Source organism: Natrialba chahannaoensis JCM 10990, assembly GCF_000337135.1.
Taxonomy (GTDB): domain Archaea; phylum Halobacteriota; class Halobacteria; order Halobacteriales; family Natrialbaceae; genus Natrialba; species Natrialba chahannaoensis.
In genome coordinates, this window is sequence record NZ_AOIN01000008.1 from 18,558 (window position 1) to 36,288 (window position 17,731).

Annotated in this window: 14 protein-coding genes and 1 pseudogene; 12 read left to right on the top strand and 3 right to left on the bottom strand. The window is 50.4% G+C overall.

What is annotated here, in order from left to right; translation table 11 throughout:
* Positions 1–437: 437 nt before the first annotated feature.
* The 6 genes from C482_RS00100 to C482_RS20100 all read left to right on the top strand — a co-directional run bounded on the left by C482_RS00100 (position 438) and on the right by C482_RS20100 (position 6,384).
* The gene (locus tag C482_RS00100; RefSeq protein ID WP_006165205.1) at positions 438–971 is read left to right on the top strand and encodes a helix-turn-helix domain-containing protein; all 534 of its coding nucleotides are present in this window, start codon (positions 438–440) and stop codon (positions 969–971) included.
* On the top strand, positions 968–1,972 hold the full coding sequence (locus C482_RS00105; RefSeq protein WP_006165206.1) for a tyrosine-type recombinase/integrase: 1,005 nt from the start codon (positions 968–970) through the stop codon (positions 1,970–1,972). Before C482_RS00100 ends, C482_RS00105 begins: the two co-directional genes overlap by 4 nt.
* Before the next feature lie 628 nt (positions 1,973–2,600).
* Positions 2,601–3,077 (top strand): hypothetical protein, encoded by a 477-nt coding sequence (locus C482_RS20915; RefSeq protein ID WP_152421935.1) that lies wholly within the window; start codon positions 2,601–2,603, stop codon positions 3,075–3,077.
* Positions 3,070–4,101, top strand: coding sequence for a tyrosine-type recombinase/integrase (locus tag C482_RS00115; protein WP_049896354.1), 1,032 nt, complete (start codon positions 3,070–3,072; stop codon positions 4,099–4,101). The genes C482_RS20915 and C482_RS00115 overlap by 8 nt, the downstream gene beginning before the upstream one ends.
* Before the next feature lie 247 nt (positions 4,102–4,348).
* Positions 4,349–5,257 (top strand): site-specific integrase, encoded by a 909-nt coding sequence (locus C482_RS20920; protein ID WP_152421936.1) that lies wholly within the window; start codon positions 4,349–4,351, stop codon positions 5,255–5,257.
* A complete protein-coding gene (locus tag C482_RS20100) occupies positions 5,254–6,384 on the top strand; it encodes a tyrosine-type recombinase/integrase (protein ID WP_083858557.1) in 1,131 nt (376 codons plus the stop codon). The genes C482_RS20920 and C482_RS20100 overlap by 4 nt, the downstream gene beginning before the upstream one ends.
* Before the next feature lie 141 nt (positions 6,385–6,525).
* Here the strand turns inward: C482_RS20100 and C482_RS00125 are convergent, their stop codons facing one another.
* On the bottom strand, positions 6,526–7,500 hold the full coding sequence (locus C482_RS00125) for a hypothetical protein (RefSeq protein WP_006165213.1): 975 nt from the start codon (positions 7,498–7,500) through the stop codon (positions 6,526–6,528).
* A gap of 329 nt (positions 7,501–7,829) precedes the next feature.
* On the opposite strand from C482_RS00125, the pseudogene C482_RS20105 reads away from it, so the two are divergent.
* The 3 genes and pseudogenes from C482_RS20105 to C482_RS00135 all read left to right on the top strand — a co-directional run.
* Positions 7,830–7,979 (top strand): annotated as a pseudogene (locus C482_RS20105) (IS5/IS1182 family transposase); the annotation flags it as partial.
* A 167-nt stretch (positions 7,980–8,146) separates the two neighbouring features.
* The gene (locus C482_RS00130) at positions 8,147–8,359 is read left to right on the top strand and encodes a KTSC domain-containing protein (RefSeq protein WP_006165215.1); all 213 of its coding nucleotides are present in this window, start codon (positions 8,147–8,149) and stop codon (positions 8,357–8,359) included.
* Positions 8,343–8,756 carry a hypothetical protein gene (locus tag C482_RS00135; protein ID WP_006165216.1) on the top strand — a complete coding sequence of 138 codons (414 nt, stop codon included), beginning with the start codon at positions 8,343–8,345 and terminating at the stop codon, positions 8,754–8,756. The genes C482_RS00130 and C482_RS00135 overlap by 17 nt, the downstream gene beginning before the upstream one ends.
* A gap of 6 nt (positions 8,757–8,762) precedes the next feature.
* Here the strand turns inward: C482_RS00135 and C482_RS00140 are convergent, their stop codons facing one another.
* Complete coding sequence (locus C482_RS00140; RefSeq protein WP_006165217.1) at positions 8,763–9,260, bottom strand: hypothetical protein; 498 nt, start codon at positions 9,258–9,260, stop codon at positions 8,763–8,765.
* 575 nt (positions 9,261–9,835) lie between these two features.
* On the opposite strand from C482_RS00140, the gene C482_RS00145 reads away from it, so the two are divergent.
* The gene (locus C482_RS00145; RefSeq protein ID WP_241431849.1) at positions 9,836–14,272 is read left to right on the top strand and encodes an NACHT domain-containing protein; all 4,437 of its coding nucleotides are present in this window, start codon (positions 9,836–9,838) and stop codon (positions 14,270–14,272) included.
* 113 nt (positions 14,273–14,385) lie between these two features.
* On the opposite strand, the gene C482_RS00150 is transcribed toward C482_RS00145, so the two are convergent.
* The gene (locus C482_RS00150) at positions 14,386–15,558 is read right to left on the bottom strand and encodes a DUF4238 domain-containing protein (protein WP_006165220.1); all 1,173 of its coding nucleotides are present in this window, start codon (positions 15,556–15,558) and stop codon (positions 14,386–14,388) included.
* Positions 15,559–16,072: 514 nt separating this feature from the next.
* Between C482_RS00150 and C482_RS00155 the strand changes: the two genes are divergently transcribed.
* Positions 16,073–16,906, top strand: a complete 834-nt coding sequence (locus C482_RS00155) for a type IV toxin-antitoxin system AbiEi family antitoxin domain-containing protein (protein ID WP_006165221.1) — start codon at positions 16,073–16,075, stop codon at positions 16,904–16,906.
* Positions 16,903–17,694, top strand: a complete 792-nt coding sequence (locus tag C482_RS00160; RefSeq protein ID WP_006165223.1) for a nucleotidyl transferase AbiEii/AbiGii toxin family protein — start codon at positions 16,903–16,905, stop codon at positions 17,692–17,694. Before C482_RS00155 ends, C482_RS00160 begins: the two co-directional genes overlap by 4 nt.
* Positions 17,695–17,731: the final 37 nt, after the last annotated feature.

The window sequence follows — 17,731 nt, forward strand, 5'->3', positions numbered from 1 at the left end:
CGAACACGTCCACTCCCAAGATAATCTTCTCACCGAACTCCATAACGAACTGAGAGCATATCGCTATCAAGACACGCTACTCGTCACACTGGACCAAGAGATGATGCAGCAACTTCGAGCGGAGCTCATAGTATCAGAGATCGAGATGCCATCCCTTCGAGGATTCACACACGTTGATATCGAGTCGCAACTGCAGACACAGTTTGGGCAGTCACTCGCTGACTATGGACTTACTGAAGAAGAGCGACGTCGACCGCGTGTAACGGATGACACGAAACAACAGGTCGTGAGCAACGGAACAGCAGAACGTGTCTGGGAGATCTGGACGCGCCTATATCGGTTAGTTCCAAGCACTGAACTCGAGGGAACACCGCTATGATCAGAGTTAACATCCTCTCGACTCCGGTCTTCCTGAGTATCATACTCAGTGAGTTGCTATGAACGAAGCAGACCCGACGTTTGTCCGTCGGAAATTCACAATCACGGAGAGACTTGACCAAACATTACAGGAAATGGCTGCGCGTCACTATCAGGGGAATGTGAGCCTGTGTCTGCGCGCAGCGATCGAAAGTCATCGAGAAACTCTCGAGGGAGATGGCCAATTTGCAGTTCGTCAAGTCGTGCGGCAGTTAGATACACTCCAACAGGCAATGCAGGAACTCCAAGCTGATGTCGATAATGCCCTCGTGGAGAGGGACGAAGTTCAGAAGGAAACACAGCTACGTTCAGCTGTATGGGGCGTCGAGTTGACGGAGGGGATGCAGACCATAATTGATGCTTTGAACAGTTCTGGGTCACCGTTACGGATAGAGGATCTCCTCGAGCAGACCGAACTGAATCCACCGCAGCTTCAGAAAAACCTAGGGCGGCTGGTTGACCTAGGATTCGTGGTCGAGACAACTGATGGAAAACAACGATACGGACGTGCTGGCCAGATCAATGCCTCGAAGAATCGGGGAGGGTTACAGTGACACAAGATATCGATATCAGCTGCCGTCGAGTACCGGACAAATACGCGAAAGAGTATCTGCAGCACGCAGCGGGTCTAAAGCTGGCGTCCAGTACCACAAAGACGTACGAATCCCATCTCAGAGGATACGTTACATTTCTTCACGACGATAATACCTCTGTCCTCGAGGCGACGTTCACAGATGTCCTAGAGTTCGTCGAGAAGTGCGTCCGGCTCGGGAATCGTCGATCGACAATTGAGGGAAAAGTAACGACGATTAGTGAGCTGTACAAGTACATTCGACTCCGAACGGAGGAAGGTGATGACCTACAATTAGAACCCTTACGGGTAGAAAATATCGATATAAGCCGCTACCAGACGCCAGAGCCGATCAAGCGAGAAGCGCTCTCTCGGGAAGAGTTACGCCGGTTGTTCGATGCCTTTGATTCCTATCGAAATCGGCTCATGGCAGTGGTTGCAGTTGAGACTGGCCTTCGAAACTCAGATTTGCGAGAACTCAAAATCACAGATATAGATTTTGATTGTTTACGAATTCACGTATCTGATCCGAAGGGATCGAAACCTTACGATGTCCCGATAAGCGACGAGTTGGTGTACGAATTGGAGTTCTGGCTTCGACATCATCGAACTGGCTATGCGAGGTCAGATGAGAGTCCATATGTGTTTCCAAGCCAGTGTGGTTTGAAATTAGAAACGAACGGTAGTTTTAATCAGATAGTTCGTGACGCAGCTGAGCAGGCTGGATTGCAAGAGGTAGTCGGTGAATCACAGATTCAGCGGAATGACGGATCAATGCTGGAAAAGGATACACGACAATGGCATCGAGTGACACCCCATACGCTCCGCCATTCGTTTATCACTCTTCTCGCGGATTCAGGCGTGGAAGTATCATATAGACAACTAGTGGCTAATCACGCGAGCGCAGAAACGACGCGCAAGTACACCCATCTGACTGAAGATCGTTTTTCTACGATCCGGGATAGATTCGTGCCACCAAGGTAGGACTGGGCACCCTATAGAGGTCATACTGAACACCTATTTATCCGGTTCAGGTTTGGATTTTAAAGTTCTCTGAAACATAGTAAGGGTGTCCCAATCGACTACCTTTCCCTTATTATGATAATGGTATTTATAATAGATTTTTGAATAATTCTATTTGGCCACTTATTCCCTCCATATATTGGATTGCTCTGCCTATAGGATTTCTTTTGGAAGTTTTAATTCGCAAAACCCAACAAAAATAAGGTCCTGGGCAGAGAACAATTGTCTGTCGCATAGCGGAAACTCTGTGTGGCCATGCTCCGACCGCGCATCTCCCTTACCAATAGCCACGGGTGTGGTCTACTTGCTGGGAGAGACCGGGGTGCTACAACACCCCGGAAGCGGAGTCTACGATCATGACAACCGAGAACTCCGATAAGGACATTCAGTTGTACAGAAATAAGCCCTACGGGCTGTATAGAAATAGCTGTTCAGAACGCCAAACTCCTACACAAAAAGTCACCAAATATCTCTATAAAGCACCGCTAAAGAAGGGTGACTTGAGTTGACCCGGGATTTTTCACCATCGGTTGGTGTTTCTTCTGGGGACCAGACAGGGAATTCCTCCTCCGATGTTGTCCGACCAAGTGTGACGATTCTGGAACGACATATGCAATTGCTTGATCAAATGGCAACCGAGAGATATGCTGGGAATCGAAGTGCGTGTCTACGAGCGGCCATAGAGGATCATGCAAGATCACTTGAAGGAGAGAATGAATTTGAGGTTGAACAGCTAGTAGTGGCCGTACAAGATTTGGAGGAAAGAGTAAGTGATGTTCAAAGATCATTGCAAGAGAATTTAGAGGAAAAGCCAACTGGTGAGGACCTCAAGCAAACTCCCCAGCACCAGAACAAGGATTCAGAGAGGCAACATCAAATTTATGAACTCATTTCCAGTCAGGGATCAATCTCACTCAATCAGATCGCATCGCATGTTGATGCACCTCTGGTGGAGCTCGAGAGTACACTACAAACCTTGTGTGATCGAGGTTTAGTCAATAAAACTAGCTCCTCGGGGCGCTTGGAATACGAAATTGATGTATCTGGGGTGTCAAATAATGAGTGAGAAAAACAGCGAGATCAAAGATGGGCTAGAGCTAAAGACGGGGTCTAAACTAGCAACTGAATATCTGCATTCTGAGTGCGGGGCAACAATATCTAGAAACACTGCGAAAACCTATCAGTCGTATTTGAGAGGGTATATCGAGCATTTAGATGAGATTTCGGTGGAAGTTCTCTCAGCAAAATCTCAGAATGTACGGTCTTACTTGAAAAAGAGAGCTCGACACGGTAGGCGAGAAGGCACACTTAGATTAGATTTAACAGTAATCAAGGGATTGTACAAATGGATTCGGTTGGAAACAGAAAAAGAGGCTCTAATTGATTATCTTTCTCTCGAGAACATTGATATTGGGAGGTTCCGCACACCTCCAACGATCGAACGAGAGCCCCTAAATAAAGACGAGTTAGAGGCTTTGTATGATGAACTGGATACTTTTCGAGATCGGCTGATGGTCACAGTTGGAGCAGAACTGGGTCCACGTAATATCGACCTCCGAAAAATTAGAGTTGGAGACGTTGACTTTGAGGGCAGAACAATCAGCCTATCAGACTCAAAGGCACGTGATAGGTACTCTCTCCCAATCAGTGATACCCTAGCAGTGGAACTAAAACACTGGCTGACTGTGTATCGACCAACGTATCCGTTTTCAGAGGATCACGATTACGTGTTCCCCTCCAACCAAGGCGGACACCTCTCCGATAGTCGTCTATTGGCAATTGTTAAAGAAGCTGCTCGGAATGCAGGAATACAGGAAAGTCTCGGAGAGTCGTGGATGTCTGAGCGACAAAAAGATGCACTCGGTACTGACGCAGATATTCGAGAATGGAAAAAAGTGACAGTCCATGCACTTCGTCATACCTTCGGTCATCTAATGGAAGAAGCAGGGCTCTCGCCTGAAGCCCGACGTGACGCTCTAAACCATAAGTCTACAGAAACCACTGAAAAATATTATTCAAGCAATGCAACGGAGTACAAAGAATTAATAAGAGAGTTGCTGCACAAGGAACGGGACAACGACGACAACTAACCCTATCATTCGCTTCTATACTCTTTTCATAGAGATCGCTGTCAGATAACGAACCTTAACCGCCATCTGGAGATCACCTCCCAAGATACACTTAGACAGTACCCACTGAGTGACCACTGCACTTCTACGAACATGCATTCTTGGAACCGGAGTGGTCACTCAGTGACCACTCATCAGAGAGCACCCTGAAATGGCATAATTTCAGCTCAAGGCTCTATCTTAGTCGAACAATTCTGGAGGTGATACAATGACCTGCTTTGAGCAGGTTGAGGGAGCGAGTGACTCTTTTGAGTCTCTTGACAGTGCAACTGAATCATATCTGAGTGAATTGTCAAGCAGTGTTCCCGACTCTACGTTTTGGTCCCATCAAACTGCAATCATTAAACTCGGAGAGTGGTTCCCAGAATCCAATTTTTCTGAAGTTTGGTTAGAAGACCATCATCTATGCCGATTCATTGAATACTTGATAGAGAGCTCTACTCAAGATATTACTACGATCTGTGGATACATAAACTCCTTAATAAATTTCCGATCATACGTTCACCAAGAAGATCCTACCATCCTCAAAGCAAGATTGCTATCGAGGATGAAATCATCCGATGTGATAGAGTACAGCGAGATCAATGAACACGTTCTCGGCATCTCTACACGTGCTGACAGCCAGAATCTATCCGATCAGATTTCATCGTTGGTAACCTACCTCCGTGAGCGTCAGTTCGGTACTCGAGTTCACGCATATGTTGAACTCATACTTGATACATGTAGCCAACCTGGGTGTGTGCGATATCTCGACCTTGAGGACGTCAACTCGGATAACGTTACAGTCGTAATCTCGATCCCAGAAACGCATCTCGTAAGCAGGGCTGGTCTTGTAACACAGAGAGTTGCAAATATTTCACCAGAAACTTCGGAGGCTCTTGAAGAGTTCATAGCCTATGAACGGAAAGAGCCTACAGAATCCTCTGATAGCCCATTATTGACAACCTCCCATGGGAGGGCGAGTGAATCGACGCTTCGGCGGGAAATGAAACAAGCCAGTGAAAGTGCAGAAGAATATCCTGGTGTAACGTCACCTCTCACACGACACCAAACTAGTTGCGTCGTCCCCAGTGAAATCTGGCAGTATTCGATTTTGCAGCTCCTGGAGGAACAATGAACGAGAATATTGTCCGTCTGCTGTCGGAGATCGATGATCCTGAGACCATCGAAAAAGTGCTGAAGCAAATGGATGTGGACGATACGTCTCAAGAGAATTCTACTCGAAATAGCTTTGCTCGAGCCACCCTCTCTGATCTCTACAAGCGATTTCTCTCGCGCAGGCAGAATCGAAGCCCGTCAACGCGGGCCCAATACAAGCGAACGATTCCTCGATTCGTTGAATTCGCGGAAGACAACGACATTACGTACCCAGTAGAGATCTCTTCACCGTTGGTTGATGCGTACGTCGACTACTTACAGTCGGAATATGACTCTGACTCAACGATCCTTACGTATACGAAGAACGCACGCACATGGCTTCGGTGGCTCAGCCAACGGGAACTATGCGACGAATCAATTTACAGGATCCTCGATAAGGAGGAACTCGGTTTGACTCCAAGAGCTCGTGACGAGGCGATTCCGAAATCTGAAGCCACAGGTCTCCTTCATCGACTCCGGCGACGTCGACGAGGTTCTGGTATGCATGCTCTCACAGAACTTCTTTGGAATGGTGGACCACGTATTGGTGGCGTACACTCTCTTGATGTCCCGGATTTTGACCCCGAGAAGAAAGAACTCCGCTTCCGTCACAGACCGGAAACAGGAACGAGGCTAAAGAACGGGAGCGAAAACTCGAACACGGCTGGTGATGGTGAACGAAACATTGTGATAAAAGACGAGGTCGTAAGCGCAATTCAATTGTATATCGAGACAGAACGGCCTGACGTTACTGACGAGTACGGCCGAGAGCCGTTATTTGCGACAGAATACGGACGGGCATCTCGGTCGACACTTCGGCGATGGGTGTACGAAGCTACGAGCTGCCGCTGGAATCCAAAAGATGCGGATGATTGCTCGTGTGATGGTAGCTGTAATCCTGATTCGAACGTATGCCCGGAGTCATATTACCCACACGCGATCCGTCGAGGATCGATTGTCAGCCATCTCAGCGGTGGCCTCCGGAGAGAGCGAGCAAGTGAGCGATTTGACGTCTCTGTGAAGGTGATCAAGAAGCACTACGACCCTCGCACGGAACAAGATCGTCTCAACGATCGACGCGAAGCAGTCAAGCGTTCGTGGAATTGAGCTACGATACTATTAGATTGAAATGGCTCTGTTGAGGCCCATTCGTTCTCAACGACCGAAGGAAGCGAGTAAGGCGGGGTAGTTCACAGATCCAATCGCTGGATACAGATTGCCGGGAACTGGGGACGACGGTCCACGAATTCACACTTTTTTGTTTTCTATTTCGGTTTTCAGATCCTCTATCAGTACTGGTTTCCTGTTTTGATTGATGACGTCTATCTTCGTAAGACCAATCCGTTGAGCAACTGCCACTGTTAGTTCTCCTTCAACGATCTGGTATGGCCCTGTTGGATCTGGCTCGACAACAGGCGGTGGAAGCAGTGGAATTCCATCTTCTACCCAGAATGCTAACCGTCCAATGATCTCTTCCTCTGGTATATCTGGTGGCTGTATATATTTCGGAGATAGCTCCATGTTAGATAATTGCTCTTCTCGAACTGGCTGGGTCATGATGTATCTCTCTTCACCCTCTTCGTGGAATTCGTCCTCAGATTCCTGCCTGAACTCGTCTAATAGAGATCTATCCGCTACTGGTTCTGACCAGAATTCGAACGTTTCATACTGGTCCATAGGATATCCAATGAGATCTGCTACGTCACGACGTACTATCCACCAGTCGTCCTCAAGATCAACATTGTACTTGTTAACATGGTGGATTGCCTCTTTGCGAAGTTCGTCACTATCTGGGCTATAATGGCCCTCACAAATGTCCTCTATAGCATCCTCAAAGAGCTCGAAATTTTGTACGAAATCAAGCCAAAAGCGCCAATCATGATCCGGCGTTTCCAAGTGCGAGACTTCGTGTGCGAGAATAACTAGATTCTTCTCAAAAGTCGATGCTCGCCACTTTCCAATATCGATTAGCAAATGCAACTCATCGTAATCCGTGTCCAATCCGCCATGTACTGCTGCAACACGGTCTTTGTTGTCTTCCTCTCCGTCTTCTGTCTGGGTAGTTATCTCAGAGAAGAATTTTACTATAACTCGATCTTCGACCTCTCCTGGATCGGTAATGTATCTGCAATTTGGATAGCAGATTTCGATCAACCGCTTAAAGAGGATAAAAATCTCATCACGTTCGTCCTCAGTTGGATCAGCAATCTCATCGTAGGGCATTAATTCATGTTTTAGGATGTATTCCAATCAGATAAATGAACCTCTGGAGATGTAATCATTTGACGATGGGCTGTCTTGATGACAGCGCTTGTGGAGTCTGTTGGGTTGAACTGTCCGTCCCCATTGGAGTATCGCTCAGAGGATACTGGACCTATAAAGGGGTAGGAAATTGATGTTATGCATCCGCAGAACGGATTCGATTGTACGGGTGCACAATGGATGGCACTATTGATTTTGATTCTCGTGGAAATACTGCTCACTACATTTGACATTGGTCAGCCCTGTTTAAATACTTAGTAAGTTATATTTTCAGTCGGTAGTTTGCGTAGATGCAGACCCTCCCAAAGTCTCGGTTGCTCCAGTTTGTCGAGGAAGCATTTTAGTTAGCGAAACACGCTGTGTCTCGATACTCCTCGAAGTTCTCGAAGCAACGCTACACGCTCCATCAGCACATCGTTCTCCTGTGTCTCAAAATTCGAACGTGTCCACGATAACAGCGCTCTTCGTATTACCGCAATCCAACTCGGACACCCTGTTCAGTATGCACGTGTAGTGTTCAGTAGATTCGCGTGAACAATTCTCTAAAGAAGAGAATTTCAACAGAGCCGAGAAAGCTTATATGTTACGTGACCAATAGTAGATATAAATGGACCGAACTCCTGTCTCGTCAAGTAACTTGAGGAGCGTTGGGTATGATCCGGAAAGCCAGACACTCGAGATCGCGTTCAACAGCGGAGGCGTCTATCAGTACTACGATGTCCCGGAATCTGTCTATCGTGGGCTGATGAACGCAGCCTCCCACGGCAAGTATCACGCACGTCATATCAAGGACCGGTTTCGCTATGCAAAGGTCGGATGATGAGTTCCTCGAGTTCGACAAAATAGACGAACCTGAGATCACAGGTGAAGACTTTGCTGATCTGTCTAACGAGGAGATCGAACGGATCGAACGTGCGGCAACGGCGCTAACTCGGTATGAGTCAGCAGTAGCAGAACGTGAACGCGCAGCTACAGACCGAGAGAGCGCACAAGCAAAGCGAGTCATATTCGAGCGGATCGGGAAACGGTACATTCCGTTTGCGATCTTTCTTCTATCTGGGTTCCCGGCCTTCGTCTACGGTGTAACCCAGATTCTGCAATATACAGATATCCGACTCTGGATCGGGAGTTCACTACTTGCTCTTGGCCTCCTCACTGCAATCGGATTACTGGCTGCTGCCAACCAGGATCAGATTTCGAACCTTTTCGATCGATAAGACGGATTACTCGTTAGCATGAGCTTCGAGTTCGCCCTTTAGGCTCGCGAACCGGAACAGGAAGACAGCGAGTGAGACGATCGCTAAGACTGGTCCCGTTTCCGGCGTCACCTCGTAGATAAGCAAGAAAATTCCCCAGACCATCAACATCAGTCCGTACTCTAACGCCATCTCTTGAAGAGTCAAGACGATTCGATACGTCAACGTCAGCTCGTGAGCAAATGCAGCGATCAATAGGAACCCGAATGCAGCTACGAATATCTCTATCTGCAGAACGTACTGATCGGGACTATCTGATAAAATAATTGCTAACCCTGCGAAAACCAGGCTGGCTACTGCCAGTGCAGTCCCTCGTTGATCCTGCGAGATCTCATCATAAAGATCGTGATCTTCAACGATCCCAAATTGGTGGTCCCAGTTCAGATATAGCTTGCCGCTGATCTCGATCACGAAGAGGATCAATAGGAACCACTGAACAAACAGAACCCCAAGCTGGGAGAGCATCCCTACGGTTTGTGACCGCAATTACTACACCGTTTCTTCCCCCCAGATTGGGTGAGATTTGTTGATCCACACTCAGAACACTTCCACTGACGCGCTTCCTCAGGAATCCTATCATCAGACATGATTAGAACTTATATCTGCACTTGCATTTTTCTTTCTGTCTCAACACACTTCGACCACACTCAGGGCAAGTTTTTGTCTTTTCTTGATGCCACGGCCCATAAGGCCAGATTGACAACAATAGTTGATAAATGAGGTTGTTCCAACGAAAGTGTATCTTTCACAAGGACTAATCCCCCCGACCCCATTTTCCGACCGCCACGAGCATTGTGTGGGCGTTCCACTCCCGCTGTAGTGGTCGCCGAAGCCGTAGTTGCGCTTGATGCTCAGTGGTGTATCGCCCTCTTCGAACCGGTGATCGAGCTTGTACCGCTCCCTGGCTTCAGTATCGTTTTATAGTTCACGTTGTTAGTTGTTGGTCAATGAGAAGTTCTCCGCCGATTCGTGGTGTGCGGTTTTACACGACGTTTGGCGGGGAAACGGACTTTTTCTCCAGCGTGTTGATCCCGACGTGTGTGATCATTGCAGGTGTCGTGCTTGCTATTATTCAGTTTCTGCCGACGGATATCGCGTTCCACGAGGCAAATATACTGAGGATATCCACAGTCGGTGTCACTGCGGGGATCGTGATACTGGCGTATCTTATCGGGACTGCCGGGAAGTATACGGATCAGGCGGTGTTCCACAGTTACTGGGGCGTAGTACTGTCGCTCGTGCTGTATCTGCTGATCAGTGTGGTCGCGGTGGTTGTCAGTTTTGGGATTGCGGAGTTCGTGACCGCTCAGACGCTTCTGACGTCGCTTGACTGGCCCACCGTCCTGCACGGACTGGCTGAAGGACATATCGTCATGCTCGGGGCCGTTATCGCGACGCTGTCGTCGATCGTGTTAGCGGCCGAGAACCGGCGACGACTCGCTCAACAGTATCTTGGTATGACGGAGGTAAAACACCTCTTTAAGGAGGAAACGGAGCAGTCACTAGCTCATATCGAGAACGAGATCTCGGGGGTGGGTCATATTGAGCGGACGGAAACCAACCGCCTCCGAGAGGTGGTCAGGCAGACGGATCATGCGATGCTTCTCGGGGATGGCGGAGTGGGAAAAAGCGGGATCCTCAAGACGGTCGCGGACGACTGTGAGAAACCGATCCTGTTCTTGGATCTGACCCGGTATCCAGGGATCCAGACCAAATCCGATCTGGCGGAGAAGATCGGTGTCAACGGGAATATCGACCATGCGATCACGCAGGTTGGTCTCGATGCAGGACTGGTGGTGTTCATCGATCAACTGGACGATGTTGGTGGGACGGAGGTACAGGTCGTCACCAACTTCGTGTTTGACACCATCGGGATAGACGGGGTTTCGGTTATCTTTGCCTGTCGAGAACATGATTTGGAAACCCATCCGGAGTACGCGTCTCTGCGTAACCCATCGGAATTCACGGTCCGCTCCACCGTCCAGCGGTTGAACCCAGCGACAGCAAAGCGACAGATAGAGTCGTTGACGGGTACAGAGCCGTCGGAGGATTTGGTTGAAGTGGGACGGAATCTCCAGTACCTCGATGTGATTGCGGAGTTGGCGGACGACGGTGTTGATCTGACGAACATTTCGGGGAAGGCCGCGGTCTGGGAGAAGTATCGGGAGAGCCTCGAAGAGGAATATCAGCCGGGCGATGATGACCGGCGTGGTGGTCGGGTACTCCAGCGTGCCGTTGACTATGCCGTGGAGGCGACCGAGGACGATTCGAATATCTTCTCGGTGCCGCCCGACCAGGACTGGGCGGACAACCAGCTCTTGAATCGTGGTGTGATCATCGCGTCTAGTACGGAACGCGGGAACAGGCGGCACCGGTTCCGACATCCTGATTTTCAGACATACCTGTACGCGTGGGACGCGGTACAGGACGGGGAGGGCTTGAAGGCGGTGACTGACCGACTGGATGATCGTCTGGGCAAGGACGTGTTCCGGTGGATGCTGTTGCTGTATATCCAGAGTGATACGGCACTTGAGGATCAGTTCCCGAACCTGAGTCAGACGCCGATGACCGGGGATGCAACCCAGTCGTTCCTGGAAGAACTGCTCGATGCAGATAATGGGCTGGGATATTATGCGACGACTGCAATCCTTGACGAGATCAAGACCTGGGATGCCGAGACCAATCCGGAGCTCGCGGACACGGTACTCGCAAAGCTCGAGGGACGCGAGGAACTCTACCGGTATTTCTTCGGGCCTGATACAGATCCGTCGTGGGCGTATGCCCTGCTTGAACGCGGCTCATTCGATGATCCGGGTCCCGTGGCGATAGGGTTCCTTGGTGACATCGCCCCGGAACATCCGGAAACGGTCAGTGAGCTTGTGGCTGCCGTCGAAACCCAGGATCTGGCGTTACAGGGACTTCTCATCTCTGTGATCCGCGAGCTTCCGGTCGACGACGCAGCGTCTCATACAGATTTGGTGGTGGATCTGTTTGCCGAGTCGCAGCTGGAACGCGACAGGGTCAGTTTCAGGGCCGTCCAGTTGCTGGGAGATTTTATCAAGAAGGGGCGACCGGATGCCGGTCTGGATCTTCTCGCGGTCGTTACCGAGCCGCACCGACCGGACGATGGCAGGAAGCCCGTTGCCAAGGTCGAACTTCATACACTGAGTAACTTACTTGAGGATACGCTGGAAACGCTGATCGACGAGCATCCCGTTCGGTGTATCGATGTGCTGGAGGCGAATCTGCGTGATACCGTGCGTATGGAAGCTGACTTGAAGGAATGGGAGGTGAATACTGTTGTCGGATATTCTCAGTCCCCGATCGCCAGCTCTGATTTCGACCGTCCGGGACACCATCATCTACGTGGGTTGTTAACTGGGACGTTGCGGGAGGCGTCAGAGATCTGGCTTGATGGTGAATCGGCCGATATGCGCCGTGAAACGATCGAGGCATATCTCACGGGTATTGCTCTCTTCCGGCGGCTGGGGTTCCATCTCCTGAACCGGTATGCGGATAGCTGTCCGGATCTGGTGCGCCGAGAGTTACAGGATCAGGAGAACTACCGGGAGCACCTGACCCAGCAGGACTTTCTCAAGCTTCTTCGGGACCAGTTCGCTGATCTGTCCGACTCGGACCACGAACAGGTTGTCCAGGTTATCTGTTCGGTCCCTGTTGAAGACGATCTGGAAGAACTTGCCGAGCAGCGAAGCGAACAGTACGAGGACTATACCGCCGAGGAGCTCTTTGAACAGCGTCGGGATCACTGGCTCCGTGAACGATTGTGGTTAATCCGGTCGGATCTACCGCAGGCGGGTGAACAGGTCCTGTCCCGTCTTCTGGATAAGTATGACGATGAACCCGGTGATTTGCTCTCCTCGGGCCGTGCGCGGATGGGGGCCATCTCGCAAGAGGCTCCGAGGCCGACCGACGAACTGCGGACGATGGCACCCGGGGAGTTACTCCGGTTCTGCATCGAGTGGGAGCCTGATACCAATCAGGGCTGGGAAGAAGCCGATGATGGCGGATTCCGGGAGGTGAGTCGTCGGGGACTGGCCGAGGCGGCTGTGGAGGTGATGCTTGAAGATCCGTCCCGGTACGAGGGGCAGATCCCGAGGCTTCGACAGGCTGATTCGATCTACGCGACCGAACTGCTGAACCAGGTGCGCAAGACCCTCGATGACGATCCCGAGTCGTTGCGCGACGGCTTCCCGTGGGGACCGGTGTTCGAGCTCTGCGATGTGATCGCGGCGAACCCAAGCGACTGGGATGATTCGGCACGGATCGCGGCAGCCCGTCTGCTCAAAGCAGGGGTGACGACGGATGCCTACCGGTATCTACTGGAGTACGGGGAGCTGAAGGCGCTGCTCGTCGCATTTCTCGATGATCCGGACCCGTCACCGGAACGAGATCGGCCACCGGAGGGGCATGCTGGACACAACAACCCATTCCAGGTCGCGCTCAATGCAGTACGGTCGCTCGCACTTGATGGTCTGATCATTTACGCCGTTCGCACCGCCACCCAGCGGGAGTTCGACGGGTACGCGGAGGAGAGAGTGTCCGGGATCGATCAGGATGTCCGGGAGCAGTTGATATCGATGCTCGACGACACGTCATTGGCTGTGAGGGCGGTATACGGCCACAGGCTACAGAAAATCTGGTGGCTGGACCATGACTTCGTCCACGAACATCTTGAAACACTGTTCCCACGGCAACAGAACACCGAGAGCCGGAACCGGTTCTCCGCTGCCTGGGATGCCTATGTTTCGTTCAACACATTTCATGTTAACCTGTATCCTGTGCTGCGCCCGTACTATTTCCACAGTATTGATCTCGTCGCCGAAGACGCCACCACGGACATCAACCAAGCGCCCGAAGGTCTTGCGTACAACATCCTCTTGGCGTACATCCATGGCTACGAAGAGTTGGATGACACAAACAGCCTCGTCACCTATCTTTATGACCGGGATGCTCCTGACTTTGCCAGGCAGATGGCGTGGGGGGTATGGCGGTCAGGAAAAGACAACGACGAGGTCCGGCAGAAATGGCACAGGGTAGAAGCACTCTGGAAGATGCGACTCGAGCAGATCGACGATGTTGAGGCACACATCAGCGAGATACAGTGGTTCGTCGAATGGTTGACGCTCATCCAAGAGCAGGTCGCATTTGAGGACATCTCCAAGTTGATCGGCCGTTCACTGCCTTTCATCGCGAAACAGCGGCGCATGTGGGAAACGGTCGAAAACTATCTGGCGACGCAGGCATCTGATCATCCGGAGACCGTTGTCACTCTTTATCGGGAGCTGATGGATCAGGAAGCCAGCCCCTATCCTGTTCGTTTCAGTGAGGAGACTGCAACTGTCCTCAAGCCAGCCCTCGACGAACCCGATGTTCGCGGATACGCGCTCGATATCGCGGAACAGTTCGCCAAACACGGTGATGACGATGCGCGATCTTTTCTCGAAAACAACACCTGAACCGGTGAAACGCGTGTGTAGGGGCTGGGACAGACCGAGTATGTGACGGTACGGGAAGTACTAACTCGAATCCAAGCGATAATCAGCTACTTCGTTGGAATCAGGCGAGAGTTCTAACTGTCCTGATCTGACCGAAGAACCCTCTCACACCCGTCTAAATCCAGCAAGTCGCAGAAAAACCTGATTGCGTAAATCACGGACACATCGGAGAAAACAGCTTCTTGAAAAATGGAGTGCACCAGTCGGGTATGCTCCTCGACATGGCAAGAACGTCTCTGGGTTTCAAAACCGGTTTCTGAGTACACAGTGCAGTTTGGAAGGTCGGGTGAAATACCGGGCGCTTGCTGGTGCGGGGCGTACTCTGTTTCAAAACTAAGTCCCTTCTCTGTCTCCAACTCTTCCGTCCGCTTATCTCTCCGCCGAGCCTCTCCCATCCGATCCAACAGACCTGAGACGTACTCTTCGCTGCAACTGTTGAACATAATGATACTGTCAGCATTATGGAACTGTAACAGATTTACCTCATCCACCACCCTGGTTTCCTCAAGTACGACTTGTTGTTTCGAATTACAGTCAAAACCATAGACCGCCGGATCATACAGCAATAGAACACGGTGCGGTCCGATAGGACAGAAAATCTGTAATCCACGGTTCGCTAACCCTATCGTTCCTGGTCCCCGAACCTGTTTAAATCGGAGATTGTCGTGGATTACGGGAGCGTCAGATACTACGAATTCTTTGCTGGTTGTGTTCCGAAGCATCACAGCTGAAAGATCTGATAAGCCGATAAAACCGAAAATCCCTCTAACTACGTGCTGATGGTGGATTCCTAGGAGATTACCGTCTACCAGTTGCTCTTTCTTCTCCTCGTCAGTTAGATTATCTGTCCACGTGATCTTGTCCTCGTACCTGCCGTGTTCCAGGTCGTCTTCCACTCCTTCTTTGAGAAATTCCTCCCCGGCCTCGATATCAGACTTCACGGACTTGGTTCGGAGGCGCTGAGTGGTAACGAAGGAGTACAACAATTTGAGGTACGTATCCGATAAATCGGTGAGAGAACTGGTTTTTCGGAGTTCCTTGATAGGCCAAGAATGGTACCCTTCCAGATTTGCAAGTTCTCCTTCGACGACTGGGTTGCCGTAGAAGTAGTTCCGGGCGCACACCTCGGTCAAATGCTGATTGAACACATCACCCGATTCTAAAACAAGGGTGTCTACCATTTCGTCGGTAGCCCAGGCATCCAGATAGAATTGGGGTACGTAGTGTTGGTTCTTCCGCTCCGGCATCGAACTTCTTATCCAGGGATTATTCCTTACCGGTATAAACCTGCGCACAATGTGTTTCTGTAGCGGTTCAGGATTCCTCTGGTGCTTGGATTGCTAACTCGTTGATCATGGTGTGGATTTGCCGCCCTTTGAACTTGAACTGCTACTGGATACAGATTAAGCTGAAAATGGGCAGCAATACTATGACCGACTCAGCTACGAAGGGGTTCGGGAGCTGGTTCTGTAGGTACAATCTTGCCGCTACGGTTATTACGTAAAGCACTACCCCTACGAACAGGAGCGATAAAAGGCTCTGACTTGATATATTCTCTGGAACTTTAGTCGCTAAAAGATACACAGAGTATGAGGCGGGTTCTATGGTACGGTCTGCCAGATAGCAATAATAGATAAAATATTTCTGACTACTTTTAGAGTTTGTGAACTTGTAGCGGCTCTGAAGTCGATCTTATCATCATGAGTACCGACAATACCTTTATCTCTGAGCGGATTTAGACTCTATGTATACTGAGCGGCTATGGGACCAACAAACGAATCTGAGACTCAAAGAAAGAGTCTGTCGACGCGGGAATCCCAAGCTCTCTCGCGACTTGCAAGCGAGGGACGACAAATCATCACTATCGATGATATCGAGAATACATTGGACATTCCTCGAAAATCAGCGAAAGACATGGCATACTCTCTCAAAGAGAAAGGTTGGTTGGAGCGTCTCGCCCACGGGAAGTACATGATCCTGCCGCTCTCTGCTGGAGAGAATGCAGTATATACAGAACACGAGTTCGTCATTGCCTCAGCACTCGTGGACCCGATGTACATTGGCTACTGGAGCGCGATGAATCATCATGGTTTAACGGAGCAACTGTCGCGGACAGTGTATCTTGTGACGACAGAAAGAGTGCAACCACGCGAGATCCATGGTGTTGAGTATCGGCCGGTGTCGGTCACTGAGCAGAAATTCTTCGGCTATCAACCGTCAGCGGTCGGATCGACGCAGGTAAACATCGCCAGTATCGAAAAGACGCTCGTCGACTGCGCCGATCATCCCGAATTCTGCGGTGGAATCGATGAACTCGTCAAAGCGATGGAAAGAGCGACGGAGAAGCGTTGTTCATGGGAAACTGTCGTCGAATATCTCCACCGAGTCGGGAACGGTGCTGCAACGAAACGCATCGTCTACCTCGCTGACCAACTCGATATCGAGCTCCCAGAGTACCGGGATCTCGTCGAGAATTTCACGACCGGATATCCACTTCTCGATCCAACCCGAGAAGCGACGGGTACCCGAGACAGCAAGTATCAGCTGCGGCTGAATGTAGAACCTGAAGCGTTCCTTCCAGACGGCCTTACATGATTTCCGATACACGACTAAGACAGTTAGCCAGAGAACTAGACGTTCGCCTGGGTTACGCGGAGAAGAATTACGTCAACTCGTGGATCCTGTGGGCGATCTATACTAGTTCGTATGGCGACAATTTGCTGTTCAAGGGCGGCACCGCTCTCAGCAAGCTCTACTTCCCAGAGACGTGGCGATATTCAGAAGACCTCGATCTCGGTGTCCAAGGGGACTATCAGGGTAGTGAGGAGGAGCTGGCGATTGCATTGGACGATGCAGCAAGGCGATCCGGGATCGACTTCGAAGTCACCCAACATCGCGAGTTGCGGAATGAGGGCTATCCAACTCATTACGTCGACATCGACATCCAGTATAACGCCGTTCTTGGTCACAGGAATACGACGAGCTTGGACGTCATGATTGACGAGTACGTAGCGTTCGATTCCGTGGATCACACGCACCAGTATGAGGACACGCCTGAGTTCACTTTGACTGCGTACAGCCTCGAGGAGATCTTTGCAGAGAAACTGCGAGCGCTCTACCAGCGGTCACAAGCGCGTGACTACTACGACCTCTATCGGATGATTACAGAAGCCGACGTTGATGATTCTGTTATCGTGCCAGCTTTCACGAGGAAGTGTGAACACGACGGCTTGGAAATCAACCTCGAGGACGGACTTCCGAGCGAGAAGCGTGCTGAGATTCGTGATGGCTGGCAGAATACGCTCCCTGATCTCGTTGCCGATCTCCCCGAGTTCGATTCTGTCTACGAAATACTCGAGGACTATATTGAATCACTGACGTAACTCCGCTAGATTGAATCCGTCTGCTCGAGTGCGTTGA